This window comes from Streptomyces sp. NPDC058877 (assembly GCF_042742855.1).
Lineage (GTDB): Bacteria > Actinomycetota > Actinomycetes > Streptomycetales > Streptomycetaceae > Streptomyces.
The window spans coordinates 1-26,192 of record NZ_JBHYMF010000097.1; the positions used below are offsets into that span (position 1 = coordinate 1).

The following is a 26,192-nucleotide window of genomic DNA, read 5'->3' on the forward strand; positions in this document are numbered from 1 at the left end:
GGTGCGCCGTCGTGCGTGGGGGCGGTTCCGTCCGGTCCGGCCGTCGCCGGTCGGACCGCTGCCGGCTGGTGACGAGGAGCCGTCGGGGCGGGCGGCCGGCCGGTCGCGGGAGCCGCTCGGTTCTCCCGGTGCACCGGCGTACCGTGCGTCGCGCGTGAATTGACCGCCGGCGATTCGAAAGGTTGTACACGCGGGGCGGCGGATCTTCGTACGGTGGCCGCCATGGACCTACTTGAGCGACTGCGATTCGACCACGCTCCCGCCCTGCTCGCGTTCGAGCGGGAGAACCGGGCCTTCTTCGCCGCGCGGGTGCCCGACCGCGGGGACGCCTATTTCGAAGGGTTCGAGGACCGGCACCGGGAGCTGATCGAGGCGCAGGAGGCGGGCGAGATCCACTTCCACGTGCTCGTCGGCGGGGGCGGGGAGATCCTGGGGCGGGTGAACCTGGTGGACGTGGACGCCGCCGCGGGCAGCGCCGAGCTCGGTTTCCGGCTCGCCGAGAAGGCCACCGGACGTGGCTTGGCCACCTGGGGGGTGCGGGAGGTGTGCCGGCTGGCCGTCGAGCGGTACGGGCTCGCTCGGCTGACCGCCCTGGTGGCCCTGGGCAACGGCGCGTCGAGCGCCGTGCTCGCCCGGGCCGGGTTCGGGGCCGTGGGGGCCGTGACGCTCGACGACGGTGCACCGGGCACCGCCTACGAGCTGGAACTGGGCCCGGCGCCGTGGGAGCCGGTGCGGTGAGGGGCCGGCCCGGTCACCGCACCGGGGCGCGGGACCGGGCCGGCCGGCTCAGGAGGCGGGGCGCGGCGGCAGTTTCGGGCGGGAGCGGTCCGGGAGGGACTCGTAGCCCGGGGGGCTCGCCGCCGGGGTCTCGGCGAGGAGCGAGAGCGCGAGGTGGACCGCGTCGTCGAGTTGGGCGTACCGGCCCTCGGCCCAGTCGAGGGGGGTGCGCAGGGCTGCGATGTCGGGTTCCACGCCGTGGTTCTCCAGGGACCAGCCGTACTCGGGGAACCAGGCCGCGTTCATCGGGACGGTGATCTGGGTCCCGTCGCCGAGCCGGTGTCGGCCGGTCATCCCGACGACCCCGCCCCAGGTGCGCTGTCCCACGATCGGGCCGAGTCCGAGGAGCTTGAAGGCGGCGGTGATCATGTCGCCGTCGGAGGAGGTGGCCTCGTCGGCGAGGGCGACGACGGGGCCGCGCGGGGCGTTGGAGGCGTACGAGACGGGTTGGGCGTTCCGGGTGAGGTCCCAGCCGAGGATCCGGCGGGTCAGCTTCTCGATGACGAGTTCGCTGATGTTGCCGCCGGCGTTGCCGCGCACGTCGACGATGAGGGCGGGGCGGGAGACCTCCATGCGCAGGTCGCGGTTGAACTGTGCCCAGCCGGAGCCGCCCATGTCGGGGATGTGGAGGTAGCCGCAGCGCCCGCCGCTGAGTTCGCGGACCACGGCCCGCCGTTTGGCGACCCAGTCCTGGTAGCGCAGCGGGCGTTCGTCGACGAGCGGGACGACGGCGACGCGCCGGGCCCGTCCCTCGCCTTCGGCGGGGGTGAAGGTGAGTTCGACGGTGGTGCCGCCGGTGCCGGAGAGCAGCGGGTAGGGCCCGGTGACGGGGTCCACGGGCCGGCCGTCGACGTGGGTGAGGACGGCGCCCTCGCGGATGCCGGTGCCGGCGAGCGGGGAGCGGGCCTTGGAGTCGGAGGACTCGCCGGGCAGGATCCGCTTCACCGTCCACCCGGCCTCCCGGGGCACGAGGTTGGCCCCGAGCAGGCCCATCGGTCGCTGGTAGTGCGGCGGGCCCTCGTTGCGGCGGCCGGGGGTGACGTACGCGTGCGAGGTGCCGAGCTCGCCCAGCACCTCGCGCAGCAGGTCGGCGAACTCGTCGGGGGAGGAGACCCGTTCGACCAGCGGCCGGTACTGGTCGAGGACGGCCGTCCAGTCGACGCCGCCCATGTCGGGTTCCCAGAAGTAGTCGCGCACGATCCGGCCGGCCTCGTCGAAGGCCTGTCGCCATTCGGCGCCCGGGTCGATCTCGTGCAGGATGCGTCGCAGGTCCAGGTAGACGGTGGAGTCGCCGTCCCCGGGCTCGGTGGCGGGCACGGCCCGCAGGTCGCCCTCGTCGGCGACGACGAGTCGGGTGCCGTCGCCGCTGACCGCGAACCAGTCCAGGTCCTTGGCGAGTTCGCCCTTGCGGGCCTTCACGATGGAGAAGTGCTCCAGGGTGGGGCGGCCCGAGGTGTCGGCCGGGTTGGCGAAGGTCTCGCCGAGCGCTCCCGAGATGGGCCAGCGCAGCCAGACCAGGCCGCCGCCGTTGACCGGGTGCAGCGCCGAGTACTTGGAGGCGGTGACGGGGAAGGGGGTGACCCGCTCGGCGAGGCCCTCGATCTCGACGGTGACGGTGCCGTCGGCGGACTCGGCGTCGTCGCCGGGGTCGAGGCCGCCGGCGGCCGGTCGCCCGTCGGGGAGCAGGGCGAAGGGGGAGGGCGTGGCGGAGGAGAGCGGCACGAGGTAGGGGCGGCAGCCGAGCGGGAAGGACAGGTCACCGGTGTGCACGTCGTACACCGGGTCGAAGCCCCGCCAGGAGAGGAAGGCGAGGTAGCGGCCGTCCCGGGTGAAGACGGGGTTCTCGTCCTCGAAGCGGCCGTTGGTGACGTCGATGACGGTGCGGGCGCCGGGGCCGGAGATCCGGGCCATCTTGATGGAGCGCAGGGAGCGGCCGATGCCGGGGTGGGACCAGGTGAGCCAGGCGCCGTCGGGGGAGAAGGCGAGGTCGCGGACGGGGCCGTTGACGGAGCTGATCAGCTCCGTCACCTCGCCGTTGGAGTCCTCGGTGACGTCGAGGAGGAGCAGCCGCCCGTCGTGGGAGGCGACGGCGAGCCGCTCTCCGTCCGGGTCGGCGACCAGTTCCTCCACCCGGCCGAGGTCGCCGGAGGCGAGTCTGCGGGGCGGCCGGTCGCCGCTGGCCCGCGGTAGGTAGGCGATCTCGACGGCGTCCTCGCCCTCGGCGTCGGTGACGTAGGCGACCTGGCCGCCGCTGCCGAGCATCTCGGGGAGCCTGACCCGGACGCCCGGGGAGTCGATGATCGTGCGGGCGGGGCCGTCGCGGTGGGTGAGCCAGTACAGGCTGCCCCGTACCGAGACGGCGCTGGCCCGGCCGGTTTCGTCGACCGAGAGCGCGTCGACGTGGTGGGCGGCGGGCACCTGGTAGGGGCGCCGGCCGACGCGCTGGCCGCCGAGCCGCACCTCCAGCCGGCGGGGTCGGGAGTCGGCGGTGAGGGCGTCGACGATCCACAGTTCGCCCGCGCACTGGTAGACGACGCGGCGGCCGTCGGTGGAGGCGTGCCGGGCGTAGAAGTCGTCGTGGTCGGTGTGGCGGCGCAGGTCGGTGCCGTCGGGCAGGCAGGAGTAGAGGTTGCCGATGCCCTCGTGGTCGGAGAGGAAGGCGATCCGCCCGGCGACGGCCATGGGGGCGGCGAGGTGGCCGCCGATGTCGGGCAGCAGCCGCTTGCCGTGGAGCCAGAGGCGACCGGTGGCGCCGCCCAGGTACCGCTTCCAGGCGGCCGGTTCGTGCGGGGGCTTTCCGGTGAGCAGGAGGGTGCGGCGTTCCCCGCCGTGCCCGTTGCCGTCGGCCGGGGTGCTGCCGTCGGCCGGGGCGCTGCCGTCGGCCGGGGCGCTGCCGTCGGTCGGGGCGCTGCCGTCGGTCGGGGCGGTCGCCCCGCTGACGGCGGTGTCGTCGGTGACGGCGATGTCGGAGACGGGGCCCCAGGGCAGCCGGCCGCCGGGGGAGCCGTCGGTGGGGACGGTGTAGGCCCAGGAGTAGTACGAGAAGGGCTGTCCGTGCGAGGAGACCGCCAGGATGTCGGAGCGGCCGTCCTTGCCGGGGGGCGTCCAACCGCAGACCCGGGTGTCGGTGGAGCCCCAGTAGGTGAGCCGTCGGGGTGAGCCGCCGTCGATGGGGACGAGGTGGATCTCGGGGTCGAGGCTGCGCCAGTTCGTGTACGCGATGTGCCGGCCGTCCGGTGAGAAGCGCGGGTGGCCGACCCGCGTCCGGTCGATGGTCAGGCGCCAGGCGCGGCCGGGGCGGTAGCCCTCGGGGACGAGGGGCGCGAGCCACAGGTCGTCCTCGGCGGCGAAGCACAGCAGGTCGTCGTGGAGGTGCGGAAAACGGAGATACGCGACGTCGTCACTCACCCGTTCATGCTTTCCGCGCGGCGGGGGTGCGGCAACTCGTACGTGCTTGCGGGCGGTCCCTCCCGTGTGGCCCAGGACACGTGCGAAACGGTTTCGTTTCGCTTCGCCCGGGGGTACCTTCGTACTGTACGAAACCGTTTCGTTCGGATCGGAGGCCGACCGTGGCACGCAGCAGACTCACTCCCGAGCGGGAGTCCGAGCTGTACACGGCCGTGCTCGACCTCCTCCGCGAGGTCGGCTACGACGCCCTCACCATGGACGCCGTCGCCGCCCGCACCCACTCCAGCAAGGCCACCCTCTACCGCCAGTGGGGGAGCAAGCCGGAGCTCGTCGCCAGGGCGCTCCGCCACAACAAGCCGGTCAGCATCACCGAGATCGACACCGGCTCGCTGCGCGGAGACTTCCACGCCCTGATGGAGCGGACCGACGACTGCCAGATGGAGAAGGACTCCGCGCTGATGCGGGGCCTGGCCCATGCCGTCCACAACAACCCCGAACTGCTCCAGGCCCTGCGCGAGTTGCTGATCGAACCCGAAATGAGGGGGCTCGAAGAGGTGATCGGACGCGCGGTCCGGAGGGGCGAGGTCGACGCCGACAACCCGGCGCTGAAGCTCGTCCTGCACATGCTGATCGGCGCGTTCATCGCCCGCCCCCTGATCGAGGACCAGCCGGTCGACCGCGCCTTCCTCACCTCGTACGTCGACGCCGTGGTGCTCCCCTCACTCGGCGTCTGACCGCTCCGGCGGTACTGCTCCACCCCTCATCTCCACCTGACGACGAACCGCTCACGCCGTCGGGCCGGCTCCCCATGCCCTGTCCCGCCCCAACACCGGGAGTACGCCCCCGTGGCCACGTTCCTCTACAAGTTGGGCCGCGCCGCCTTCCGGCGCCGACGGCTCGTCGCCCTCCTCTGGGTGGCGCTGCTCGCGGTCGCCGGAATCGGCGCCGCCACCGCGCCCGCCCCCACCTCCAGCTCCTTCTCGATCCCCGGCACCGAGGCCCAGCGCGCCTTCGACCTGCTTGAAGAGCGCTTCCCGGGCGCCGGAGCCGACGGGGCCACCGCCCGCGTCGTCTTCCAGGCCCCCGAGGGCGAGAAGATGACCGACCCGGCGCACAAGGCCGTCGTCGAAGAGACCGTCGCGGCACTCAGGTCCGGCTCGGACCAGATCGTCTCGGTCACCGACCCCTACACCGCACAGGCCGTCTCGCAGAACGGCTCCACCGCCTACGTCTCGGTCTCCTACGAGGTCAACGCCATGGAGCTGACCGACGAGACCCGCGAGGCCCTGACCCGGGCCGGACAGGACGCGCAGGGCAAGGGGCTCACCGTCGAGGTCGGTGGTGACGCCCTGCAGAGCATGCCCGAGACCGGCGCCGGCGAGGTCGTCGGCGTCGTCATCGCCGGCATCGTGCTCGCCCTCACCTTCGGTTCGCTCGTCGCCGCCGGACTCCCGCTGCTCACCGCGATCATCGGCGTCGGCATCGGAGTCTCCTCGATCACCGCGCTCGCCAAGGTCCTCGACCTGGGCACCACCACGTCCACCCTCGCGATGATGATCGGCCTCGCGGTCGGCATCGACTACGCCCTCTTCATCGTCTCCCGCTACCGCGCGGAGCTCGCCGAGGGACGCGAGCACGAGGAGGCCGCGGGCCGCGCGGTCGGCACGGCCGGCTCCGCCGTCGTCTTCGCCGGGCTCACCGTGGTCATCGCCCTGGTCGGCCTGGCCGTCGTCAACATCCCGATGCTCACCAAGATGGGCTTCGCCGCCGCGGCCACGGTCGTGATCGCCGTACTGATCGCGCTCACCCTGATCCCGGCCCTGCTCGGCTTCGCCGGGGAGAAGGTCTTCGGCCGCAAGCAGCGCAGGAACGCGGACGGGGGCACCCGGGGCAAGGCGGACGACAAGCCCAACGGCGGCACCCGCTGGGCCCGCTTCGTCATCCGGCGACCGGTCCTGGTGCTGCTCGTCGGCGTCCTCGGCCTCGGTGCGGTCGCCCTGCCCGCGGCCTCCCTGGAGATGGGCCTCCCGGACGACGGCGCCAAGCCGACCTCCACCTCCGAACGCCGGGCGTACGACATCCTGTCCGACGGCTTCGGCCCGGGCTTCAACGGCCCGCTGCTCGTCGTCGTGGACGGCGACAAGGCCACCGCCGACCGGACCGTCTCCACGATCAAGCGCCTCGACGGCTGGGCTGCGGTCACCCCGGCCACCCCGAACGAGGCCGGTGACGCCGCGATGATCACCGTGGTACCGAAGGACCGGCCGTCCTCGGTGGCGACCGAGGACCTGGTCCACGACATCCGGGACGCCACCGGGGACGAGGTCCTCGTCACCGGTGCCACCGCGATGAACATCGACTTCTCGCAGAAGATGAACGACGCCCTGGTGCCCTACCTGGCCCTCGTGGTCGGCCTCGCCTTCGTGCTCCTGACCCTGGTCTTCCGCTCGGTCCTCGTCCCGCTGAAGGCGGCCCTCGGCTTCCTGCTCTCGGTGGTCGCGGCCCTCGGCGCGGTCGTCGCGGTCTTCCAGTGGGGCTGGCTCGGCAGCCTCTTCGGGGTGGAGCAGACCGGCCCGATCATGTCGATGATGCCGATCTTCATGGTGGGCGTCGTCTTCGGCCTCGCGATGGACTACGAGGTCTTCCTCGTCACCCGGATGCGCGAGGGGTACGTGCACGGCCAGCGGCCCGGCGAGGCGATCGTGACCGGCTTCCGGCACAGCGCCCGGGTGGTCACCGCCGCCGCAGTGATCATGATCGCGGTCTTCTCCGGCTTCATCGGCATGGACGACCAGATGATCAAGATGATCGGCTTCGGTCTGGCCGTGGCGGTCCTCTTCGACGCCTTCGTGGTCCGCATGGCGATCGTCCCGGCCGTCTTGGCGCTCCTCGGCCACAAGGCCTGGTGGCTGCCGAAGTGGCTGGACCGGATCCTGCCGAACGTGGACGTGGAGGGCGAGGGCCTCGCCACGGCCGCCGCCGGTGCCGATGCCGCGGAGCCGGACCTCGTGAAGGTCTGATCCCCCGGGACCGCTTCCCGCGCATGTCCCGCGTACGCCGTCAGTGGGTCGTCATCGACCTGCCGGCGGCGTACGTGTGCTTGAGGAAGCGGAGCAGGGCGGTCGTGTCGAACTGGACGACCGTGACCCCGTCGTCCTGGTGGAGCTCGACGACCGTCTGCACCCGGCCGCAGGGCCAGACCCCGATGTCCCCGCGGCGTATCGGGGTGCGCAGGCCCGTTTCGAGCAGGCTGCGGGGGAAGGACCACTCGACGGCGTCGGGGAAGACGAAGTGGACGGTCGGGGGAGAGGAGTCCGGTTCGTAGCGCAGTGCCACGGGGACGGGTCGGGACAGCGGGGCGTCACTGATGATCCGCCCCTTCGCACGGTCATCGACGGCGCGGTCGTCCGCGCGGTCGTCTACGGCGGGCATCGGAGGCTCCTCACATTTGTCCTCTTATCGACCAATCGTTCCACTCCTTCCCGGGAAGCGCCCGGCTCACGCCCCCTTACTTTCCGTGAGGTCGGACGGTGGGTGGTGGCGCGCGGTGACGGTGGGCCGGCGGGAGGGGTGACGGAGGTGCGAGGAGCGTCGCGATCGGGGGGCGGCCGGGGGCGCGGGAGGCGTGTCGATCGGGAGTGGCCGGGGGTGCGGGGGCGCGGCCGCGAAGCTCGGGGCGCGGCGTCGAGGGGGAGTGGTGGCCATGATGTGACCCATGCGCTCTTGCAAGCTCTTTGCAGGAGCGCTCTATCATTCCGGACGTGCATGTACCTGACGGATTCATCAACGCCCCCGTATCGGCCGCCGCCGGAGTCCTCGCAGCCGGCGCCGTCGCCGTCAGCCTGCGCGGAGCCCGCCGCGAGCTCGGGCAAGGCCCCGGAGGAGACCGGACCGCACCACTGGCCGGCCTGGTCGCGGCCTTCATCTTCGCCGTACAGATGCTGAACTTCCCGGTCGCCGCCGGAACCAGCGGCCACCTCCTCGGCGGTGCGCTCGCCGCGATCCTCGTCGGCCCCTGGACCGGCGTCCTGTGCATCGCCGTCGTCCTGCTGATGCAGGGCGTCCTCTTCGCCGACGGCGGCCTCACCGCCCTCGGCGTGAACATCACCGTCATGGGCGTCGTCACCGTGGTCACCGCCTACGCCCTCTTCCGCGGGCTGGTCCTCCTGCTGCCGCGGACCCGCCGCTCGGTGGCCGTCGCCTCGTTCGCCGCCGCACTCGTCTCGGTGCCCGCCGCGGCAGCCGCCTTCACCCTGATCTACGCGATCGGCGGCACCACCGACGTCCCCGTCACCCAGGTCCTCACCGCCATGGTCGGCGTCCACGTCCTCATCGGCATCGGCGAGGCCGCCATCACCATGCTGACCGTCGGCGCCGTCCTCGCCGTCCGTCCCGACCTGGTGTACGCCGCCCGCGGCCTGACCGCCCCGCTCAAGCTCCGCATCGGCGGCGAACTCGTCGACGCAGCCCCGGCGCCCGCCGCCTCCCCCGGGAAGCCGAGGAAGCTGTGGATCGGCGGACTGGTCACCGCCCTCGTCCTCGCCGGCTTCGTCTCCTTCTACGCCTCCGCCAGCCCCGACGGCCTGGAGAAGGTCGCCGCCGACCAGGGCATCGACAAGAACGTCCAGGAGCACGCCGCCGCGGACTCCCCGCTCGCCGACTACGGCGTCAAGGGCATCGAGCTCCCCCGGGTCGCCGTCGGCCTCGCGGGCGCGATCGGCGTCGGCGCGACCCTCGCGGTCGGCTCCGGCCTCTTCTGGGTCGTGCGCCGCCGCACGACCGTCGCCCCGGAGGCCTGACATGGGAGCGGGGCACGCCCACAAGCTCTACCGGCACGCGCGGTCGCCGGTCCACGAGCTGCCCCCGCACACCAAGCTCGCCGCCGTCCTCGGCTTCGTCGCGGTCGTCGTCTCGACGCCCCGCGAGGCCGTCTGGGCCTTCGCCCTCTACGCCGGGCTCCTCGCGGGCGTCGCCACGAAGGCCCGGGTCCCGGCCGGCTTCCTGCTCAAGCGACTGCTCATCGAAGTCCCCTTCGTCGCCTTCGCACTGCTCATGCCCTTCGTCGTCCCCGGCGAGACGACGACGGTCCTCGGGGTGTCGCTGAGCGTCCCCGGACTGTGGGGCGCCTGGAACGTCCTCGCCAAGGGCACCCTCGGCGTCGCCGCCTCCGTGCTCCTCGCCGCCACCACCGAACTGCGCGCCCTGATCCTCGGCCTCCAGCGGCTGAAGCTGCCGCCGATGCTCGTCCAGATCGCCGCCTTCATGATCCGGTACGGCGACGTCATCACCGACGAGATGCGCCGGATGTCCGTCGCCCGCCGCTCGCGCGGCTTCGAGGCGAAGGGCGTGCGCCACTGGGGCGTCCTCGCCAAGTCCGCCGGCGCGCTCTTCATCCGCTCCTACGAGCGCGGCGAACGCGTCCACCTCGCCATGGTCAGCCGCGGCTACACCGGCGCCATGCCGGTCATCGACGAGGTGACCGCCACCCGGGCCCAATGGGTCCAGGCCGCCGCCCTCCCCCTCACCGCACTGCTGATCTGCCTCCTCGGATGGACGACCACATGACCACCCACCCCTCCCTGGACGTCCGCGGCCTCGCGTACGCCTACCCCGACGGCCACCAGGCCCTCTTCGGCGTGGACCTGACCGTCGGGCGCGGCGAGCGGGTCGCCCTCCTCGGCCCCAACGGTGCCGGCAAGACCACCCTCGTCCTCCACCTCAACGGCATCCTCACCGGCGGCGTGGGCACCGTCACCGTCGCCGGGCTGCCGGTCGGCACGCAGCACATGGCGGAGATCCGGCGGAAGGTCGGCATCGTCTTCCAGGATCCCGACGACCAGCTGTTCATGCCCACCGTCCGGGAGGACGTGGCCTTCGGCCCGGCAGCGGCCGGCCTCCGGGGCGCCGCACTCGACGCCGTCGTGCACGAGGCCCTCACCCGGGTCGGGATGGCGGAGTTCGCCGACCGGCCGCCGCACCACCTCTCCTTCGGGCAGCGCCGGCGGGTCGCCGTCGCGACCGTCCTCGCCATGGAGCCGGAGATCCTCGTCCTGGACGAACCCTCCTCCAACCTCGACCCCGCCTCCCGGCGCGAGCTCGCCGACATCCTCCGCTCGCTCGACGTCACCGTCCTGATGGTCACCCACGACCTGCCGTACGCCCTGGAGCTCTGCCCGCGCTCGGTGATCCTCAGCGAGGGCGTCATCGCCGCCGACGGCCCCACGGCCTCGATCCTCACCGACGAGGAGCTGATGGCCCGGCACCGCCTGGAGCTGCCCTTCGGCTTCGTCCCGGGTTCCGTCACCTGAGACGATGGGAGCCGTTCGTACGAAAGGATGTGTGGGTCAGGTGGACGTCCGGGGCACGGTGGCGGCGGGCTGGGAGCCGGTCAGGGACGCGTTCCTGAACAACTTCGCCCAGCGGGGCGAGCAGGGAGCGGCCCTCGCCGTCCACCACGACGGGGTCGCGGTCGTGGACCTGTGGGCCGGCAGCCGTGACGTCGACGGCACCGAACCCTGGACGGCCGACACCGCCCAGGTCGTCCGCTCGGCCACCAAGGGCGTGGCCGCGGTCGTCCCGCTCCTCCTGCACCAGCGCGGGCTGCTCGACCTGGACGCCCCCGTCGCCTCGTACTGGCCCGACTTCAAGGCCCGCGGCAAGGACCGGGTGACCGTGCGGCAGCTCCTCGCGCACCGGGCCGGGGTTCCCGTCCTCGACCGGCCGCTCACCCTCGCCGAAGCGGTCGACCTGCCGACGGCGACGGCCGCCGTGGCCGCCCAGGAACCCGTCTGGGAGCCAGGCACTGCCCACGGCTACCACGCCCACACCTTCAGCTGGCTGCTCTCCGGCCTCGTCCACCGCGTCACCGGCCGCACCATCGGCCGCTGGGTCGCCGACGAGATCACCGACCCCCTCGGCCTCGACCTGTGGATCGGCCTGCCGGACGCCGAGGTCCACCGGGTCGGCCGGCTCGGCCCCGTCGCAGAGGTCGAACCGCCCGGCAGCGGCGCCCTCAGGCTCCGCCCCAAGCGCTCCGTCACCGAGGCCTACCAGGACCCGCAGTCCCTCACCCGACGCGCCTTCGGGGTCATCGACCCCAAGCCCGACGAGAACGACCCGGTCTACCGGGCCGCCGAACTCCCCGGCTCCGCGGGCGTCGCCACCGCCCGCGCGCTCGCCCGCTTCTACGCCGCCACCCTCGGCCCCGTCGACGGCGCCCCGCGGCTCCTCGACCCCGCCACCCTCGCGCTCGCCCGCACCGAGGAGTCCGCGGGCCCGGACCGGGTCCTGCTCGTCGGCACGCGCTTCGGCCTCGGCCACATGCTGCACGGCCCGGCCTGCCCCCTCCTCGGCCCCACGTCCTTCGGCCACCCCGGCCGCGGCGGCTCCCTCGGCTTCGCCGACCCGGACGCGGGCATCGCCTTCGGCTACGTCACCAACGGCATGCGCAAGACGGTCACGGCCGACCCGCGCGCACAGGCCCTGGTGCGCGCGGTGCGCGCGGTCACGCCCTGACGGAGGGGGCTCAGGCGACGGCCGGCGTCAGGGCGAGCGCCATGCCGAGCGCGACGAGCACGGCCCCGATGACCTTGTTGAGCACGGTCTGCCGCTGCAGCAGCCGGTTGCGCAGGGCCGGGTTGGAGAAGAGCACGGCGGCCAGCGCGAACCAGACCAGGTGCGCCACCGACATGAACAGCCCGTAACCGACCTGCTGGAAGACCGGGGTGTCGACGCTGACGACCTGGGTGTACGTGCTCAGCACGAAGAGCATGGTCTTCGGGTTGAGGGCGTTCGTCAGGAACCCGGTGCGCAACGCCCCCGCCTTCGAAGGGCCGCCGCCCTCCGACAGGTCGATGTCGACCTGGGCCCTGGCGACGAAGGTCTTGTAGCCGACGTACACCAGATACGCGGCGCCCACCAGCTTCATCGCCGTGAAGAGCGCCGGGGTCCGGGTCACCAGGAGCCCCACGCCCAGCATGGTGTAGGTGACGTGGACGAGAACGCCGAGCGAGATGCCGACGGCCGCGAGAACGCCGGCGGTCCGCCCGTACAGATAGCTGTTCCGGACGGTCATGGCGAAATCGGCACCCGGGCTGATGACCGCCAGGACGGTGATGACCGCTACGGCGACGAGCTGACCCATTGTTTTCCTTTTCCCGTTCGACGGAGTCCCCGTGGAGCATCTCCCCCACGCGGTGCCACCCGCGAGCTGATTTCCACGCCCCTGCGGTCCGGGGCCGTCCGGGCCCGGCATCCGCCCCGGCACCCCGGGTGCGAACGGCGGGACCGCCGGGGACCGGCAGGACCGAGGGGATCGGGGGGACCGGCACCGCGAAAGGGGTGTCGCGGTGACCGCGTCCGGTGTTGGGATCGCCCCATGGATCTCAGACGACGCTTCGAAGGACATGCGGCATTGGTGACGGGCGCGGCCCGCGGCATCGGCGCGGCCACCGCCCGGCGGCTCGCGGCGGAGGGCGCGCGGGTCCTCGTCACGGACATCGACGAGGAAGCGGCCCGGAGGACGGCCGAGCCGCTCCCCGGGGCGGTGGCACTGCGCTGCGACGTCGGCGACCAGGAGTCGGTGGACGCGGCCGTCGCCCACGCGGTCACGGCCTTCGGCGGCCTCGACGTCCTGGTCAACAACGCCCTCGCGCCCGTCGCCGCCGACCGGGACCGCTTCGAGGACGAGCCCGACGAGGGCTGGACCGGCCAGTGGGGCGTCACGCTGATGGGAGCCGTCCGCTGCTCCCGGGCGGCACTGCCGCACCTCGCGGCGGCCGACGGGCGCGGGGCGATCGTCACCATCGGGTCGGTCAACGCGGAGGCGGACTTCGGCGGCCACGCGTACAGCGCGGCGAAGGCGGCCCTCGCCTCCCTCACCCGCACGCTGGCCGGCGACGCGGCGCCGCGCGGGGTCCGGGTCAACCAGGTCAACCCGGGCACGATCGCCACCACGGCCTGGGCGGGCCGGGAGACCGACCTCGCGGCCCTGGCCGCCCGGGTCTATCCCCTGGGCCGCGTGGGCACCCCGGAGGACGTGGCCGCCGCCGTCGCCTTCCTCGCCTCCCGGGACGCGTCCTGGATCACGGGCACCACCCTCCGCGTGGACGGCGGCCTCCTGGCGGTGAACACGCATTTCGCGGAAGTACTGGGCGACTGAACCCGCGTGGCGGCCCGCCCCTCGGGCCCGAACGGACGGCAACCGCCCGGCGGCACCGGAGGGCCGGGCGGTCAGTCGAGGCAGAACTCGTTGCCCTCGATGTCCTGCATCAGGATGCAGGACTCGTTTTCCTCGTCGGCGACCAGGGTCTTCAGGTGTACCGCGCCGAGCGCGACCAGCCGTGCGCACTCCGCCTCGAGCACGGCGAGGCGCTCCGCACCCACGAGGCCGGTACCGGCCCGCACGTCGAGGTGCACCCGGTTCTTGACGACCTTGCCCTCGGGAACGCGCTGGAAGAGCACGCGAGGACCCTTGCCCGAGGGGTCGCTGCAAGCGAAGTAGACGGGCTGCTTCTCGGGCGGCAGCGAGCGGTGGTAGTCCTCCCAGGCGGCGAACCCTTCGGGCGGCGACGGCATGACGTATCCCAGCACCTCGCACCAGAACCGTGCGAGGCGCACGGGATCTGCACAGTCGATGGTGACCTGGAACTCCCTGATCGATGGCATCCGGGCACCGTAGCAAGCACTCCCGAAGTCCCTCTCCTCAATAAAAGCCGCACCCCGACCCCGCTCCGGCGGGACGGGATTCACCCCGCCCGCAGCATCAGTCCGATGCCCACCACCATCAGGCCCGCCGCCGCGACCCTCGGGGCGCCGAAGCGCTCCTTGAAGAAGACGGCACCGATGGCCGCGCCCACGATGATGGAGGATTCCCGGAGCGCGGCGATCGGGGCGAGGGGGGCCTTCGTCTGGGCCCACAGGACGAGGGCGTACGCCGCGACCGAGAGCGCCGCCCCGAGGAGTCCCCGGGCGGCGTACGGGCGGAGTTGGGGCAGCAGCGCCGCGCGGCGGGTCCACAGGGCGTACGCCGGGATCACGAGGCCCTCCAGGACCATCAGCCAGGCGATGTAGCCGAGCGGGGTGCCGGAGGCACGGACGCCGACGCCGTCGACGACGGTGTAGAGGGCGATCGCCAGGCCCGTCGCGCCCGCGGCGAGGAGCGCCGGCCAGTGCGGACGGGTCCCCTTGCCCCGAATGCCCCACAGCGCGAGTCCGGTCAGGCCCGCGCAGGCCACCGCCACTCCCAGCAACTGCCAGCCGCCCGGCACCTCGTGGACGAAGGCCGCCGCGAGGGCCGTGACGACCAGTGGTGCCGTACCGCGGGCGATCGGATACATCTGGCCGAAGTCGCCGAGCGTGAACGAGCGCATCAGCAGGGCGTAGTAGCCGATGTGGAGAAGCGCCGAGGCGATCAGGTACGGCCAGGCCCCCGCGGCCGGGAGCGGCACGAAGCAGGCCGTGACCAGACCGATCAGCGCCCCGCCGCCGGAGATCAGCGTGAAGGAGAGCAGCTGGTCCTTGATGCCGTGGGCGATCGCGTTCCAGCCGGCGTGGGTGACCGCGGCGACGAGGACCGCGAACGCGACGAGCGGGGTCACGCGGTGGGCTCGCGGACGTCCACCAGGGTGGCGCCGGAGTGCCCGACCAGTTCCTTCGGGGCCATCGCGAAGACCGTGTGCGGGGTGCCCGCCGCCGCCCACACCACGTCGTGGTCGAGGATCCCCCGGTCGGCGAGGACCCGCGTCCGGGTGCGGTGCCCGAACGGGGGCACGCCCCCGATCGCGTACCCGGTGGCCTCCCGGACGGTCTTCGCGTCCGCCCGGGTCACCTCCGCCGCGCCCAACTCCTGCCGCACCCGCTCGACGTCCACCCGTGCGGCGCCGTCCACCAGGACGAGGACGGGCACCCCGTCCGCCGCGAAGACCAGGGACTTCACGATCTCGGAGACCTCGCAGCCGATGGCATCGGCTGCCTGTCGGGCGGTGCGGGTCTCGTCCGGAAAGCGCCGGACGTCGACGTCGACCCCCAACTCCCCGAGGGCGGAGGCGAACTGGGGATGGGCGGGGGAGGGGGTGTCGTTCTCAGCGGTCATGGCCGCACGCTAGCGGTCGGTGTACGGGGCATGCGACGGGGTTTCGCCGCGCGGTCACCACCCCGCCTTGAGGACCTGTGCGACGACGGGGCCCGCCGCGTCGCCGCCGTGGCCGCCCTCCTGGACGACGGCCGCCGCCGCGAGGTCCCCGGAGTAGCCGGTGAACCAGCTGTTGGAGGCCTGGCCGTCGACCTCGGCGGAGCCGGTCTTGGCACCCTTGGGCCAGGGCACCCCGGCCATCGCCCGGGTGGCGGTGCCGTGTGCGCCGGTGGCCGCCGCCTGCATCATTCCGCGCAGCCCGGAGGCGATGGTGCGGGGGAGCCGTTCGGCCTGGGCGAACGGGCGGTCGTCGAGTTCCCTCGCGACCAGGTACGGCTGGCGGAAGCCGCCGTTCTTGGCGGTGGCGGAGAGCGAGGCGACGTTCAGGGCGCTCATCGTGATCTTGCCCTGGCCGATGTACGAGGCGGACGTCTCGTTCCCGACCGACTCGGGGACGTTGCCGTCCCACGCCTGGACTCCGATGTTCCACTCCTCGCCGATGCCGAACCAGCGGCGGGCGGTCGTCCCGAGGGCGGTGTCCGCGACGCCCTTGTCGCTGAGCGTGGTGATCGCCTTGATGAAGGCGGTGTTGCAGGAGCGGCTGAAGGCGTCGGTGAGGGTGGCGTCGGGGATGGAGAACCTGTCGAGGTTCTGGAAGGTCCTCCCCCTCGACAGGACGTCGGGCGGGCACTCGACCCGACTGCGGGGGGTCGCCAGTCCGTGTTCCATCATCATCGCCGCCGTGACGATCTTCATCGTGGAGCCGGGGGCCTGCTGGCCCTGGAGCGCGACGTTGAACTCGGTGACCGGGTTGTTGGCGACCGCCCGTATCGCCCCCGTCGACGGCTCGATCGCGGCCACCGAGGCCTTCTGGAACCCCTTGACCGCCTTCTCCGCCGCCGCCTGGACGTCCGCGTCGATGGTGGTCTTCAGCAGGCCCGGCTTCCCTTCGCGCAGGACGAGCAGGGGGGTGTCGGCGACGTTCGTGTTGCCCGAGTCGATCCAGGTCTCGATGCCCGCGGTGCCGTCGACCTTCGCCCCGTACCGCCTGCGCAGCTCGTTCAGGACCGGCCCCAGGGAGGGGTACTGCTCCGCGGTCAGTTCCACCTCGTTGCGGTCGACGGCCTTCACCGCGGCGGTCTTGGCACGGCCCGTGCGCAGGGCGGCGGCGGCCGTCAGCTTCGGGTGGAGCACGGTCGACCGCCACTCCACGAGCGGCCGGCCGGTGGTCTGCCCGCGGACCACGGTCAGCTCCGAGGCGTACGACCAGTCCTTGGACGCGCCCTCGTACGAGACGGTGGCCTTCACCGTGAACGGCACCTTCGCCCCGACCGGGGTGCCCGGGGTGATCACGGCCTTCGAGATGCTCGCGCCCTCCCGGTAGGCGGCCACCGCGGGCCCTGCCGTGACCGGGTCGTTCGTCAGCTGGGCCGCCCGCTCCGGCTCCCCGGCGGCCCAGGCGGCCAGGAAGTCCTTCGCGGTGGCCGTGATCTCGTCGGCGGTGACCGGGCCGGTCCGCGGCGCGTCCCCGGCGCGGGTCCCGATGCTCGAGTCACCGCCCGTGATGCCGTTCCAGAGGTTGTAGCCCCCGTACCCGACGCCGCTCGCCACGACGGCGAACACCCCTCCGACGATCGCGACCTTCGTTCCACTGCGCATGACTGTGCTTCCCCTCCCCCAGGCGGCCGTCCAGTGAAGCAGCGCCCCTCGTGCATGTCGAGAAACTTTCGCCACATATGTCAACTGGCCTTCGGCACGTCCGCTTCCCCACCGAACCGGGTCGACCGGGGGAGGCCGGGGCCGTGCCGACCCCGGGGCCGGTCGTTTCTCCGCCGGCCGAGACCCGCTCGCCCCCCCGTCGGGCCCGACCACCTGGTCGACGCACCCGCCGTGCCCCGCCCGGACCCCGACCCTACGGTGGCAGCATGAGCGACCCGGAGAAGAACAAGGCCACGGCTCAGGCGTTCTACGACCTGATGTTCAACCAGTGCCGCCCCGCCGAGGCCATCGACCGGTACGCCGGCGATGCCTACGTCCAGCACAATCCGCACGTCGGTGACGGCAAGCAGGCGTTCATCGACTACTTCGAGCGCATGGCCACCGAGTACCCGGGCAAGCGGGTCGCGTTCAAGCGGGCCTTGGCCGAAGGCGACCACGTGGTCCTCCACTGCCACCAGACCTGGCCGGAGGAGGAGTACGCGGGCATCGACATCTTCCGCTTCGACGCCAGCGGCAAGATCGTCGAGCACTGGGACGTCCTCCAGGTGATCCCGTCCACCTCCGAGAACGACAACACCATGTTCTGACCCTCCTCCGCACGCGCCCCTCGCCGCACTTCCTCCGCCCGTTGGGCGTGGGGAAGGACCGGCGGTGGCCGCCATGCGGTCGGGAACCGTCTCACGACCAGAGGCGTCGACCTTCGATTTCGCCGGTGACCGTGATGTCACCCACGAACCCGCTGCCGACACGCCCGTCCCGCACGTCGACGAACTTGCCCGTCCAGCCGTCGTGGTCCGACAGGAACGGGATCCACTCATTGCGCCGGAACGGGTTGTCCGGCTGGTCCGGAGGGTCGAATCCACAGGGCGTGGAGCGGTTCGCGTACGGCCCCTCCATCGCTCGGATGCCGAGGAAGAAGCTTCCCTCGTCCGGGAAGCCGTCGAAGCCGCAGCATGCCGTGGTGTCGTCGAAATCCTCCTCAGGCAGATCCAGGTTGTTCTGCAACAGCCACGTCCGGAGATCCCCGGGGAGGGGGATTCCCCTCCGTTCCTCGGCGGCCGCGAGCATCTGCTCGGTCGCGGGCCCTGGCAGGTCCGCATGATCGGCCGGGGCGTGCTGCCGGAGAAGAGTCATCACGCGGGACCAACTCTCGACCACACCCATGGTCCTCTGTCCCCTCTGCACCCACACCTCCGTCAACACCTCCGTCCGACTGTGCCACTGCGGGGGGTGCGCGAAGTGCCGACCGGAGAACCCCGGGGGATGGCACTTCGCGCATGCTTCCGCTCCCTTTCCTTTGCCTCCGATCCGGCCTGGCCTACCGCAGGACGGGGCGGTTTGCGGATGCGTACTCGTCCGCGATGTTGAACACGCTGGCGCAGTCCGGGCATTCGGCCTTGCCGAAGAGGTGAGCAATTCCGTCAGCGAGCGCCTCGCGACCGTCACGGAGGGCAGTCTCATGCATCCACCGGCCCGTGCCGGAGAGTTCCCCGGATGACGCCGGCCGCAGGCCCCTGCGGTCCACGTCGCCCAGGTCCCAGTCCCGGATCGCTGAATACCGCCCGTGATCGCCGATGGCGATCGTCACTTCTACGGCGCAGTGGGGGCAGGCCAGGTGGTAGAAGTCGTCGCTGAAGTCCCCCAGCACGGCACCCCAGTGGTACTCCTCCCTGGCTGCGAGCGCATCGAGGAAGGCCGGGTGGTAGTCGACCGGCCGCGACTGCAGATGCCGATCCAGCAGTGCGCGGAACTCCGCGATCGAGTCGGCGCAGCCCTCCAGCAGGTCATCGCGGCCGTGGTGCCCTGCGGCGCGTCGCAGGATCGTCCCTGCCAGCCCACGCGCCCGTGCGCTCCTGCGGGCAAGACGTGTCAGGCGCGGCAGGGCAGCAAGGCTGGCGGGGAAGATGAGGTCGTGCTCGAGGACCAGCCGGTATCCCAACTCCCGCCACGCTTCGGCGTCGTCCTCGCGCTCCACCTGCTCCAGAAGCTCGGGGACGCGATCGACGTCCCCGCAGCAATCGTGCATCTGCGTCCAGTTCACCACCTGGCCATTGAAGCCTCCTCGTCGCAGCGGGTGTGGGCACCCCCGTCCCTGACCCGTAGGGCAGCCCTAGAAGGGCTCGGCGGCCTGCAGGAGGTACCGCGGCAGGTAGGGGGACTCCACGCGGATGGCCCAGCCGCGGCGGCGGGCGTGGCAGGCCCGTGGCGAGCTCGCCGTGGGGTGTTCCCCGTGTCTGCTCGGCGAACTTCTGCCTGGTGAAGTGGAAGGCCTCGCCGTGCCGCTTCGTTCTGTCCCGGAGCACGGACAGGCACAGCGCGTCGATCCACTCTCCCGGTGTGACCTCTTCCTCGGGGGAGCCGTCGCCCAGGTCGTCACTCATGCCGAAGTTGACGTACTCCAGGAAGACGCCGAAGGCGCAGTGCGGGTGGTACGCGGCGTGGGCGACGGCGCCGGCCGCGGCCTCGGAGGCGTCCTTGAGGACGGCCTTGGCCTCCGGGGTGTCCAGATCGGGCGTCTCGACGGAGAGGGCACCCAGGTAGTCGAGGAACTCTTCGGCGATCGACTGCCATGCGTAGGTGGTCATCCGGTCGGCCCTCGACATGGAGTGCGCCTGGCCCCCGATGCGGTTCGTGAGGTCCTCGCTTGATCGATTGCGACAACAGCCTGGGCACGGGACCGGACGGACGGGGTGGCGTACCGGGCTTCCCCAGGGTGATCGCGCGCCGCAGAATGGACGGGTGGTAGCAGCCGTAATGATCGTCCTGGGTCCGCTGATGGTGTTCCTCATCGGCATCGTTCTGGCCACTGACTACCGGGGGTGGCGGGATGCGGCGGCCAGGGCACACCAGGGAGTCTGGAGCGCCGGCTATTTCAGGACCTACGTGACCTTCCGGTGGGTAGGGCTGATGGCGGCGTGGATGGGAGCCCTCTTTGCCGTGGGAGGCGCAGTCCTCTTGGTCCTCATCCACGCGAGGCGATAGCCACCTCCTCCCCCGGGCGTCGGCCGGTCGACATCGGCGGGCACTGTCCGGCGGATCATGCTTCGGGGTCGGTGGGCTGGAGGTCGTAGAGGTAGGAGCGGTCGTTTTTGAAGCTGCGCCAGACGGTGGCCGGGGGGTCGGGTTCGTCACCGGGGCTGTTGAGAGGATGGGCGGTGACGAGGCCATCAGCGATCTCGCAGTGCCAGCCCTCGGTCGGCGACCATACGCACCACACGTTCCCGTCCGTTCGGCGATAGGCGGGGCGGCCGTTGCGCTCGCCGTCCCCTTCGAAGTGGTAGCGGAGCCCATCGATGTGGCGCACGAAGGTGAAGGATGCAAGTGCCGTCATGCCTTCTGGCCTGTAGATCGTGCGCTCGACCCCGTTGCGGCGTTCGCGGATCTCGCTGTCGAAGCCCGTGGGCCGGCCACCCTCGCTGCCGCGCCGTTTGCGGTTGGCCCGCTGGTCCTTCGGTTCAGGGATGGTGTGTGGCTCTGTTCGCCAGAACCCGAGAACCGACAGCACATGTTCACCACTTCGGGAGGCACTGGAGCGATTCCTGGATTCGAACAGCCTCTGTGCGGAAATGAGCTGGTCTCCCTCTCTGAGGGACTACTTCGCGTCACGTGACTGTTGCTCAAGACGATCAGATCCAGGGAGCGTGGCCGCGCCCACCGCACACGCCTCCTGTGGCAGTTCCCGGGTGGAGGGCTGCGGGGCCCCGGGGGCCGGGGGCGGCACCTCGAAGGCGTAACAGCCTGCCACCGACCGCTCGTACACGAAGATGAAGGCCCGTGGCGGTCCGTGACCGAGCACTTCCGCGACCACGGTGACGGTCTCGCCCTGTCGCGTCACGCCGACGAAGCCCTTGGCGGGCTTCGAGGGGGGGAAGACCTGGGCGATCTCCGTATCGGGAAGGCTGCCGTCGGCCGCCGCCTCGCCCAGCCGGTCGCGGAGCACTTCGACGTTCTCCCGCAGGTTTTTACGCGCCTGGGCCTCATCACGCGCCGGCTGTGTCTCCAGCCAGATCCACACGCCGACGACGGCCACGAGCAGGAGTCCCAGAAGGGTCAGACATCCGTTGAGAAGACAGCCGCCTGGCGTACCCGTCCGGACATGTGATCGTCTCGCCATAGGCACAGCGTGTACCGCAGGTACACGACAGGCCAATCCACTGCCCCAAGTCGTGACCGAAGTGAAGCATCACCGGCGAAGCATCTGGCGGGACCGCTCCGCCGCGTCTCATCGGTACGCCCTTCGAACACTCCCGGACCCCAGTGCCCCCCGAAGCGGTGAACATGTGCTGTCGGTTCTGGCTCTGGTCCAACTTCCGTGATGTGGCTACTCCCTGTGACTGATGGCCTTGCTGTAGGTCTCGGCGAGATCGTCTGGAAACTGACGGTGCCGACCTCGTTCGGGCTGATGGTTCTGGGCTGTGCGCGAGGTACTGCTCCGGCTGGAAGAGCTGCTCTTCCTGGCGGACCCGGGGATCAGGGTGGAATCAGCGCAGGACGATGGTGAGGTGATCCGAGTCGGTGTCAGATGCCGAACGGCCGGGGCCCAGTGCCCGGGCTGTGGAAGCTGGTCCGGGCGGGTGCACGGCTCTTACCTGTGATTTCCCGTTGACCTCCCTGTGGCGGGACGGCGGGTGGTGCTGCAACCTCGTGTCCGGCGCTTCACGTGCGAAGACGTCTCATGCGGGCGGCGGACGTTCGTCGAGCAGGTCGCGGGCCTGACCCGGCGGTACAGCCAACGGACCGAACGGATGCGGTCGGTGCTGTCCGAGATCGGCCTCGCCCTGGCCGGTCGCGCCGGTGCCCGGCTGGCCGACGTCTTCGGGGTGAGGGGCAGCCGGAACACTGTCCTACGGCTGGTCGACGCTCTCCCAGAACCCCAGCCACAGGTCCCTCGTGTGGTCGGCGTCGACGAGTACGCGGCGCGCAAGGGCCGTGTCTACGGAACCGTGCTGGTCGACGTCGAGACCCGCAGACCGCTGGACCTCCTGCCAGATCGCGAAGCAGGCACTGCCGCGGCCTGGCTGGCCGAGCACCCGGGAATCGAGGTCGTCTGCCGTGACCGTGCCCCGTTCTTTGCCGAGGGCGCCAGGATCGGGGCACCCACCGCGGTCCAGGTCGCCGACCGGTTCCACCTATGGCGCAACCTCGGCGAAGCGGCCGAGCGGTGCGTCTCCCGCCACCGTTCGTGCCTCCGCGCGACCACTGCCGCATCGGAACCGGAGAAGGCTCCGGCTCTGGCACCGGCGGAGAACGGGGCCCCATGGCCCACCGGGCACCGGTTCGCCGACCGCAAGCCCCACCTGCGCGAGCGATGGGCCGAGGGCTGTACGAACGCCTGGACCCTGTGGGAAGAGATCAGGACGCACGGCTACACGGGCGGCTACGGAGCCGTCCGCGCCTACCTCCAGCCGTTCCGCACGTACCCGACCGCACCGGCAGCCCGCCCGCCATCCCCACGCACGGTCACCGGTTGGATCCTGACTCACCCCGACACCCTGCCGGAGAGCGAGCGACTGAAGCTCAAAGCCGTCCTCGTCGACTGTCCCGAACTGGATGCCCTCACCGGGCACGTCTGCGCGTTCGGGAAGATGCTCACCCAGCTCCAGGGTGACCAGCTTCCGGAATGGATCAAGGCGGTCCGCGCCGACGACCTGCCCAGCCTCCACACCTTCGTCAACGGCCTCGAACGGGATCTCGCCGCCGTCACCGCCGGCCTGGCACTGCCGTGGAGCTCCGGTGTCGTCGAAGGGCACGTCAACCGAATCAAGACGATCAAGCGCCAAATGTACGGCCGGGCCGGCTTCGACCTGCTGCGGAAGCGAGTCCTGCTGGCCTGACCTCAGCTTTGTTGCTCAACGAGCGGGTCCATTCAGCTGATCGCGAGCGGCACGGGATCCAGGGCAAGCTTGATCCGGCACGAGTCGACGGCCCGGACAACCCAGGCAGTCACAGCGTCGCGATCTGGCGCGATCGCGTGAAGCTCACGGGCTTTCTCCTGGGCTTCGACCATCCACGGGGCCAGCGGGTCCTCCCTAAGGACCCGCTCGAAGTGATCGCGGGCCGTGTCCGGATCCCCGACCATGGCGGCCGCGATCCCGGCATCGAAGCAGTCCCAGAGGAACCCCCGCCGCACCGGGCTGGACGTCAGGTACCGGGCGACGTCTGGCAGAGCGGGGAACTTCTCCCTCAGCACGGTCACGTTCGCAGCCGCCTGTCGGCTGAGTTCGAGAGCCTGCGACGTGAATTGGTCCTCGGTGCGGAACAGCTCCGGGCTGACTCTGACCGCGTCCACGTGGAAGGCCAGGTGGTCCACGTCGTGCCACAGCCACATCGCACCGACGTGCAGGCCGCTGCCAGCAGTGCGTGGCGGGGTGAACTCCACAACTCCGAGCCACCACCCATGATCATCAATCCACAGCCGCGACCGCCCACGCTGGGCCAGGCCGAGCGGCTTCAGGGACTCCCGCGCCGCCGAGGTGATGATCTGGAGAACCAGACTGCGATCTGCCATGCCCGGCATGATCGACCGTCCTACCGACACCCGCCGGTACTGAGCGTCACCGGTCCACAGAAGCTGGACCAGAGCCGGTTCTCGCGAACAAAGCCAGGTGTGCTTGATCTGGCGTCTTCGCAGGCAGCGGCGGTTGCGGCGTGAGCTGTATGCCTTGCCGCCGCCGAGGTGGTCCGGCCGGGTGCGTGGCTGTCCGCCCTGCGGCCGGGAAACAGTGATGCGTTCGAGGGCCTTGATCATCTGCGGCGCGTCGCCCCACTGGCCGGGCGTGACGAGGAAGGACATGGGTCGGCATCCCCCTCACCGGCGAGGTGGATCTTGCAAGTCAGGCCGCCCGGGACCGTCCGAGTCCCTCATCGGGGCGGTGGTGCCGGGGCGTTCTCCTTTTTTCGGCATGCGCGGCTTCTTCTTTCGAGCCCCGGCCGCGTGCTGATGCGCACGGCAGGACGTCGAATTGACGCTGACCATGCTCCAGTCGATCCGGCCCGCGCGGTTTCTGCGTCCGCCTGGACGGCACGCAGAAACCGGTCCCACGTGCCGCCCGCCGACCAACGCCGGTGCCACTCGTAGACGGTCTTCCAGTTGCCGAAATGCTCCGGAAGGTCCCGCCACGGTATGCCCGTTCGCACCCGGAACAAGATCTTGTTGACCACCCTGCGGTGATCGCTCCACCGGCCGCCACGCTGCCCCGACGCTGGCACGTGCGGCTCCAGCCGACCCGCTCGACATTCGTCAGATCACCCCGCCCCATGCTGGGAACAACGAGCCAGTAGTCCGACAGTCGCATGATCCGCCGGGCAGCGCCTAGACCCAGCGGCAATGGCCGCTTAGGTCTAGCAGGGGCGCTGTGGTGTCAGGAGGCGTCACGCGCAGGTGTCAGGTCAGTGTCACGCGGGGTGTCAGCGTGCGTGATACCCGCGTTCGCCTATGGGTTTGGGTGTCACGGGCCCGTGACGGTGTCAGGCGTCAGGCTGCGGTCAGGCCCGGTGGACTGACCGGAGAGAGGGTGAATGTCCCGTTTCATCGAACCTTGACCGTTTGTCATCGGACTCTGACGGACGCGAGTCTGTGTCATCGGAGTTCGACCACCTGGGATTCGTCTCATCCAACTTTGACGTCGCAGGTCAGGTACGGTGCGGGCATGATCGAGGGTCTTCCTTCCGAAGTTGACGTGCCGGACGAGATGCTGCTCGCCGGCTACTTCGTCGCGGTGCCCGAGCGGCTCACGGGCGTGGGTTTGCCTCGTACGGAGCGGCTGACCACGGCCTCCGACTGCCTGATAGACCGGCTTCCGCAGGATGGCTGCTGGTTCGGCACGGCGCAGGAGGCACTCGCGGCCTGCCTGCCTCTCCAGGTGTCCGGGGATGCTCGCTTGTACGCCCTGCTGGTGCCCGCCGAACATGTCGGAGGCTTCGTCGCCGACATCCGCGCGGCCGGGACGGACGAGCCGGTGCTGCTCGCCCACCTCGACGTTCGGGGCGCCGGCGAGTCCGCCCGGGAGGTGGCCGAAGACGGGCACAAGATCGGCTGGGAGGTACTCGGCTACGACCACGGTCTGCTCCACACCTGGCTCTGCAACGACCTGTACGAGGACGGCAGGCTCGACCTCGGAGTAGGTACCGATGAACGCGGTCTGCTGCCCGACCGGCAGGCCGCCCTACGAGTCGCCGCCTGGGCCAACGCGCGTGGTGACACCAAGCCGGCCACCTGGTTTCCCGGTGCCCTGATCGAGTGGGATACCCCGATCGAGAGCCGCCTCGGCCCCGTCACCACCGAGCCTCCGACGCCCTCGGCATCGCAGCCCTGGTGGCGCCGGATCCTCTAGGGCGCCTGAAACTCAGGCCGAGCCGCGAGATCTCGACACTGGTCAGACTTCCAGAGACTGATCGAACTTCGATGAGACGGGTCAGTCATTCGCAGGCCGACAGGGGCCTCTCCTCTTGGGCGCGGTGGTGATCCGTACCATCCTGGGGTGACCTCACCCTCCATAACGACTCCGAGCCGACGGCTCGGCGCCTATGTCGCCATCGTGGGACTATGCCTGTTCGCTTGGTGGGCCGTGCAGCCGGTTGGCGACGACTGCCCTGCCGACCCGGCCGAAGTCAAGGGGAGCATCACGAGCGCCGCGTTCGGCTCCGGCAGCGACAACCCTTGCCCGGCGGGGGCCCAACACCCGCGCCTGTACGGGTGGCTCGGCCTGTAGGTGCACGGTCGCATGATGCGCCGGCCCAGAGTGCGTGCGGACCGGCGTCCTTAGAGTTCCTTGCCCATCGATCAAGGTTCGATGGCACGGGACAACAAAGACGGGTGCCCTGCGGGCATGCGACCTTGGTAGCTTGCTCCGCTCGCGCTGCGGCAATCACCGTCGGGAACTAGCCGGTATGCGCTCTTTGCCTTGTCGCTTGTCTCGTCGCCTATCAGGAGGCGCCCGCGATGCCGCTCCTGGTGTGACTAAGGGCCTTCTGACCTGTGGGGCGTCAAGTGACAAGCAACAAGACAAGCGGCAAGCGGCACGACAGTCCGGCTCGGCGCGACGACCCGATGAGCAGACCATCCGGCGCCGTGGGCGGCTGGAGAGTCGTCCGCCTGGCAGCGCGGTCCTTCTTGTCCTGCGCCGTGACGCGCGGTCGGCGGCCGGGGCTGGGCCGC

General features: G+C 71.1%; 21 protein-coding genes and 2 pseudogenes. 11 read left to right on the top strand and 12 right to left on the bottom strand.

The window, feature by feature from the left end; genetic code table 11:
- Nucleotides 1–222 precede the first annotated feature (222 nt).
- On the top strand, nt 223–738 hold the full coding sequence (locus tag ACFW2Y_RS22040) for a GNAT family N-acetyltransferase (RefSeq protein WP_384881765.1): 516 nt from the start codon (nt 223–225) through the stop codon (nt 736–738).
- Nucleotides 739–786: 48 nt separating this feature from the next.
- On the opposite strand, the gene ACFW2Y_RS22045 is transcribed toward ACFW2Y_RS22040, so the two are convergent.
- Nucleotides 787–4,185: a S41 family peptidase gene (locus tag ACFW2Y_RS22045; RefSeq protein WP_384881768.1), complete on the bottom strand. Its 3,399-nt coding sequence runs from the start codon at nt 4,183–4,185 to the stop codon at nt 787–789.
- Between the two features lie 161 nt (nt 4,186–4,346).
- Between ACFW2Y_RS22045 and ACFW2Y_RS22050 the strand changes: the two genes are divergently transcribed.
- Nucleotides 4,347–4,919 (top strand): TetR/AcrR family transcriptional regulator, encoded by a 573-nt coding sequence (locus ACFW2Y_RS22050; RefSeq protein WP_384881771.1) that lies wholly within the window; start codon nt 4,347–4,349, stop codon nt 4,917–4,919.
- Nucleotides 4,920–5,030: 111 nt separating this feature from the next.
- Nucleotides 5,031–7,205, top strand: a complete 2,175-nt coding sequence (locus tag ACFW2Y_RS22055) for an MMPL family transporter (RefSeq protein WP_384881775.1) — start codon at nt 5,031–5,033, stop codon at nt 7,203–7,205.
- A 40-nt stretch (nt 7,206–7,245) separates the two neighbouring features.
- Here the strand turns inward: ACFW2Y_RS22055 and ACFW2Y_RS22060 are convergent, their stop codons facing one another.
- Nucleotides 7,246–7,617, bottom strand: a complete 372-nt coding sequence (locus ACFW2Y_RS22060; protein WP_384881778.1) for an SsgA family sporulation/cell division regulator — start codon at nt 7,615–7,617, stop codon at nt 7,246–7,248.
- A 329-nt stretch (nt 7,618–7,946) separates the two neighbouring features.
- Between ACFW2Y_RS22060 and ACFW2Y_RS22065 the strand changes: the two genes are divergently transcribed.
- The 4 genes from ACFW2Y_RS22065 to ACFW2Y_RS22080 are packed head-to-tail and all read left to right on the top strand — an operon-like array spanning nt 7,947 to nt 11,700.
- The gene (locus ACFW2Y_RS22065) at nt 7,947–8,984 is read left to right on the top strand and encodes an energy-coupling factor ABC transporter permease (protein ID WP_384881781.1); all 1,038 of its coding nucleotides are present in this window, start codon (nt 7,947–7,949) and stop codon (nt 8,982–8,984) included.
- Nucleotide 8,985: 1 nt separating this feature from the next.
- Nucleotides 8,986–9,750, top strand: coding sequence for a cobalt ECF transporter T component CbiQ (gene cbiQ / locus ACFW2Y_RS22070; protein WP_384881784.1), 765 nt, complete (start codon nt 8,986–8,988; stop codon nt 9,748–9,750).
- The gene (locus ACFW2Y_RS22075; RefSeq protein ID WP_384881787.1) at nt 9,747–10,493 is read left to right on the top strand and encodes an energy-coupling factor ABC transporter ATP-binding protein; all 747 of its coding nucleotides are present in this window, start codon (nt 9,747–9,749) and stop codon (nt 10,491–10,493) included. The genes cbiQ and ACFW2Y_RS22075 overlap by 4 nt, the downstream gene beginning before the upstream one ends.
- Nucleotides 10,494–10,497: 4 nt before the next feature.
- The gene (locus ACFW2Y_RS22080; RefSeq protein ID WP_384881789.1) at nt 10,498–11,700 is read left to right on the top strand and encodes a serine hydrolase domain-containing protein; all 1,203 of its coding nucleotides are present in this window, start codon (nt 10,498–10,500) and stop codon (nt 11,698–11,700) included.
- 10 nt (nt 11,701–11,710) lie between these two features.
- On the opposite strand, the gene ACFW2Y_RS22085 is transcribed toward ACFW2Y_RS22080, so the two are convergent.
- A complete protein-coding gene (locus ACFW2Y_RS22085) occupies nt 11,711–12,328 on the bottom strand; it encodes a LysE family translocator (protein WP_384881792.1) in 618 nt (205 codons plus the stop codon).
- Between the two features lie 234 nt (nt 12,329–12,562).
- Between ACFW2Y_RS22085 and ACFW2Y_RS22090 the strand changes: the two genes are divergently transcribed.
- Nucleotides 12,563–13,345, top strand: a complete 783-nt coding sequence (locus ACFW2Y_RS22090) for an SDR family NAD(P)-dependent oxidoreductase (RefSeq protein ID WP_384881795.1) — start codon at nt 12,563–12,565, stop codon at nt 13,343–13,345.
- A 71-nt stretch (nt 13,346–13,416) separates the two neighbouring features.
- Here the strand turns inward: ACFW2Y_RS22090 and ACFW2Y_RS22095 are convergent, their stop codons facing one another.
- The 4 genes from ACFW2Y_RS22095 to ACFW2Y_RS22110 form a co-directional block, all read right to left on the bottom strand.
- Complete coding sequence (locus ACFW2Y_RS22095) at nt 13,417–13,851, bottom strand: VOC family protein (protein ID WP_384881797.1); 435 nt, start codon at nt 13,849–13,851, stop codon at nt 13,417–13,419.
- 80 nt (nt 13,852–13,931) lie between these two features.
- Nucleotides 13,932–14,783: an EamA family transporter gene (locus tag ACFW2Y_RS22100; RefSeq protein WP_384881800.1), complete on the bottom strand. Its 852-nt coding sequence runs from the start codon at nt 14,781–14,783 to the stop codon at nt 13,932–13,934.
- Entirely contained in the window at nt 14,780–15,277 is a 498-nt protein-coding gene (locus ACFW2Y_RS22105) for a YbaK/EbsC family protein (protein ID WP_384881802.1), read from the bottom strand. The genes ACFW2Y_RS22100 and ACFW2Y_RS22105 overlap by 4 nt, the downstream gene beginning before the upstream one ends.
- A gap of 54 nt (nt 15,278–15,331) precedes the next feature.
- On the bottom strand, nt 15,332–16,975 hold the full coding sequence (locus ACFW2Y_RS22110; protein ID WP_384881805.1) for a penicillin-binding transpeptidase domain-containing protein: 1,644 nt from the start codon (nt 16,973–16,975) through the stop codon (nt 15,332–15,334).
- A gap of 266 nt (nt 16,976–17,241) precedes the next feature.
- Between ACFW2Y_RS22110 and ACFW2Y_RS22115 the strand changes: the two genes are divergently transcribed.
- The gene (locus ACFW2Y_RS22115) at nt 17,242–17,622 is read left to right on the top strand and encodes a nuclear transport factor 2 family protein (protein WP_384881808.1); all 381 of its coding nucleotides are present in this window, start codon (nt 17,242–17,244) and stop codon (nt 17,620–17,622) included.
- 91 nt (nt 17,623–17,713) lie between these two features.
- On the opposite strand, the gene ACFW2Y_RS22120 is transcribed toward ACFW2Y_RS22115, so the two are convergent.
- The 4 genes and pseudogenes from ACFW2Y_RS22120 to ACFW2Y_RS22135 form a co-directional block, all read right to left on the bottom strand.
- Nucleotides 17,714–18,238, bottom strand: a complete 525-nt coding sequence (locus tag ACFW2Y_RS22120; RefSeq protein WP_384881811.1) for an SMI1/KNR4 family protein — start codon at nt 18,236–18,238, stop codon at nt 17,714–17,716.
- Between the two features lie 115 nt (nt 18,239–18,353).
- A complete protein-coding gene (locus tag ACFW2Y_RS22125) occupies nt 18,354–19,079 on the bottom strand; it encodes a hypothetical protein (RefSeq protein ID WP_384881814.1) in 726 nt (241 codons plus the stop codon).
- 1,269 nt (nt 19,080–20,348) lie between these two features.
- Nucleotides 20,349–20,504, bottom strand: a pseudogene (locus ACFW2Y_RS22130) (IS5/IS1182 family transposase); the annotation flags it as partial.
- 123 nt (nt 20,505–20,627) lie between these two features.
- Nucleotides 20,628–21,065, bottom strand: a complete 438-nt coding sequence (locus ACFW2Y_RS22135; protein ID WP_384881817.1) for a hypothetical protein — start codon at nt 21,063–21,065, stop codon at nt 20,628–20,630.
- A gap of 583 nt (nt 21,066–21,648) precedes the next feature.
- Here ACFW2Y_RS22135 and ACFW2Y_RS22140 point away from each other — a divergent pair.
- Nucleotides 21,649–22,869, top strand: a complete 1,221-nt coding sequence (locus tag ACFW2Y_RS22140; protein WP_384881820.1) for an ISL3 family transposase — start codon at nt 21,649–21,651, stop codon at nt 22,867–22,869.
- A 770-nt stretch (nt 22,870–23,639) separates the two neighbouring features.
- Here ACFW2Y_RS22140 and ACFW2Y_RS22145 read toward each other — a convergent pair.
- A pseudogene (locus ACFW2Y_RS22145) lies at nt 23,640–24,294 on the bottom strand (IS5 family transposase); the annotation flags it as partial.
- 390 nt (nt 24,295–24,684) lie between these two features.
- On the opposite strand from ACFW2Y_RS22145, the gene ACFW2Y_RS22150 reads away from it, so the two are divergent.
- Nucleotides 24,685–25,368, top strand: a complete 684-nt coding sequence (locus tag ACFW2Y_RS22150) for a hypothetical protein (RefSeq protein ID WP_384881823.1) — start codon at nt 24,685–24,687, stop codon at nt 25,366–25,368.
- Nucleotides 25,369–26,192 lie beyond the last annotated feature (824 nt).

Excerpts from the sequence above, each read along its gene's own strand:
- ACFW2Y_RS22040 (WP_384881765.1), top strand. The coding sequence starts at position 223 with ATGGACCTACTTGAGCGACTGCGATTCGACCACGCTCCCGCCCTGCTC.
- ACFW2Y_RS22080 (WP_384881789.1), top strand. The coding sequence starts at position 10,498 with ATGGGAGCCGTTCGTACGAAAGGATGTGTGGGTCAGGTGGACGTCCGG.
- ACFW2Y_RS22075 (WP_384881787.1), top strand. The coding sequence starts at position 9,747 with ATGACCACCCACCCCTCCCTGGACGTCCGCGGCCTCGCGTACGCCTAC.
- ACFW2Y_RS22150 (WP_384881823.1), top strand. The coding sequence starts at position 24,685 with ATGATCGAGGGTCTTCCTTCCGAAGTTGACGTGCCGGACGAGATGCTG.
- ACFW2Y_RS22090 (WP_384881795.1), top strand. The coding sequence starts at position 12,563 with ATGGATCTCAGACGACGCTTCGAAGGACATGCGGCATTGGTGACGGGC.
- ACFW2Y_RS22105 (WP_384881802.1), bottom strand. The coding sequence starts at position 15,277 with ATGACCGCTGAGAACGACACCCCCTCCCCCGCCCATCCCCAGTTCGCC.
- ACFW2Y_RS22085 (WP_384881792.1), bottom strand. The coding sequence starts at position 12,328 with ATGGGTCAGCTCGTCGCCGTAGCGGTCATCACCGTCCTGGCGGTCATC.
- ACFW2Y_RS22060 (WP_384881778.1), bottom strand. The coding sequence starts at position 7,617 with ATGCCCGCCGTAGACGACCGCGCGGACGACCGCGCCGTCGATGACCGT.
- ACFW2Y_RS22095 (WP_384881797.1), bottom strand. The coding sequence starts at position 13,851 with ATGCCATCGATCAGGGAGTTCCAGGTCACCATCGACTGTGCAGATCCC.
- ACFW2Y_RS22115 (WP_384881808.1), top strand. The coding sequence starts at position 17,242 with ATGAGCGACCCGGAGAAGAACAAGGCCACGGCTCAGGCGTTCTACGAC.
- cbiQ (WP_384881784.1), top strand. The coding sequence starts at position 8,986 with ATGGGAGCGGGGCACGCCCACAAGCTCTACCGGCACGCGCGGTCGCCG.
- ACFW2Y_RS22110 (WP_384881805.1), bottom strand. The coding sequence starts at position 16,975 with ATGCGCAGTGGAACGAAGGTCGCGATCGTCGGAGGGGTGTTCGCCGTC.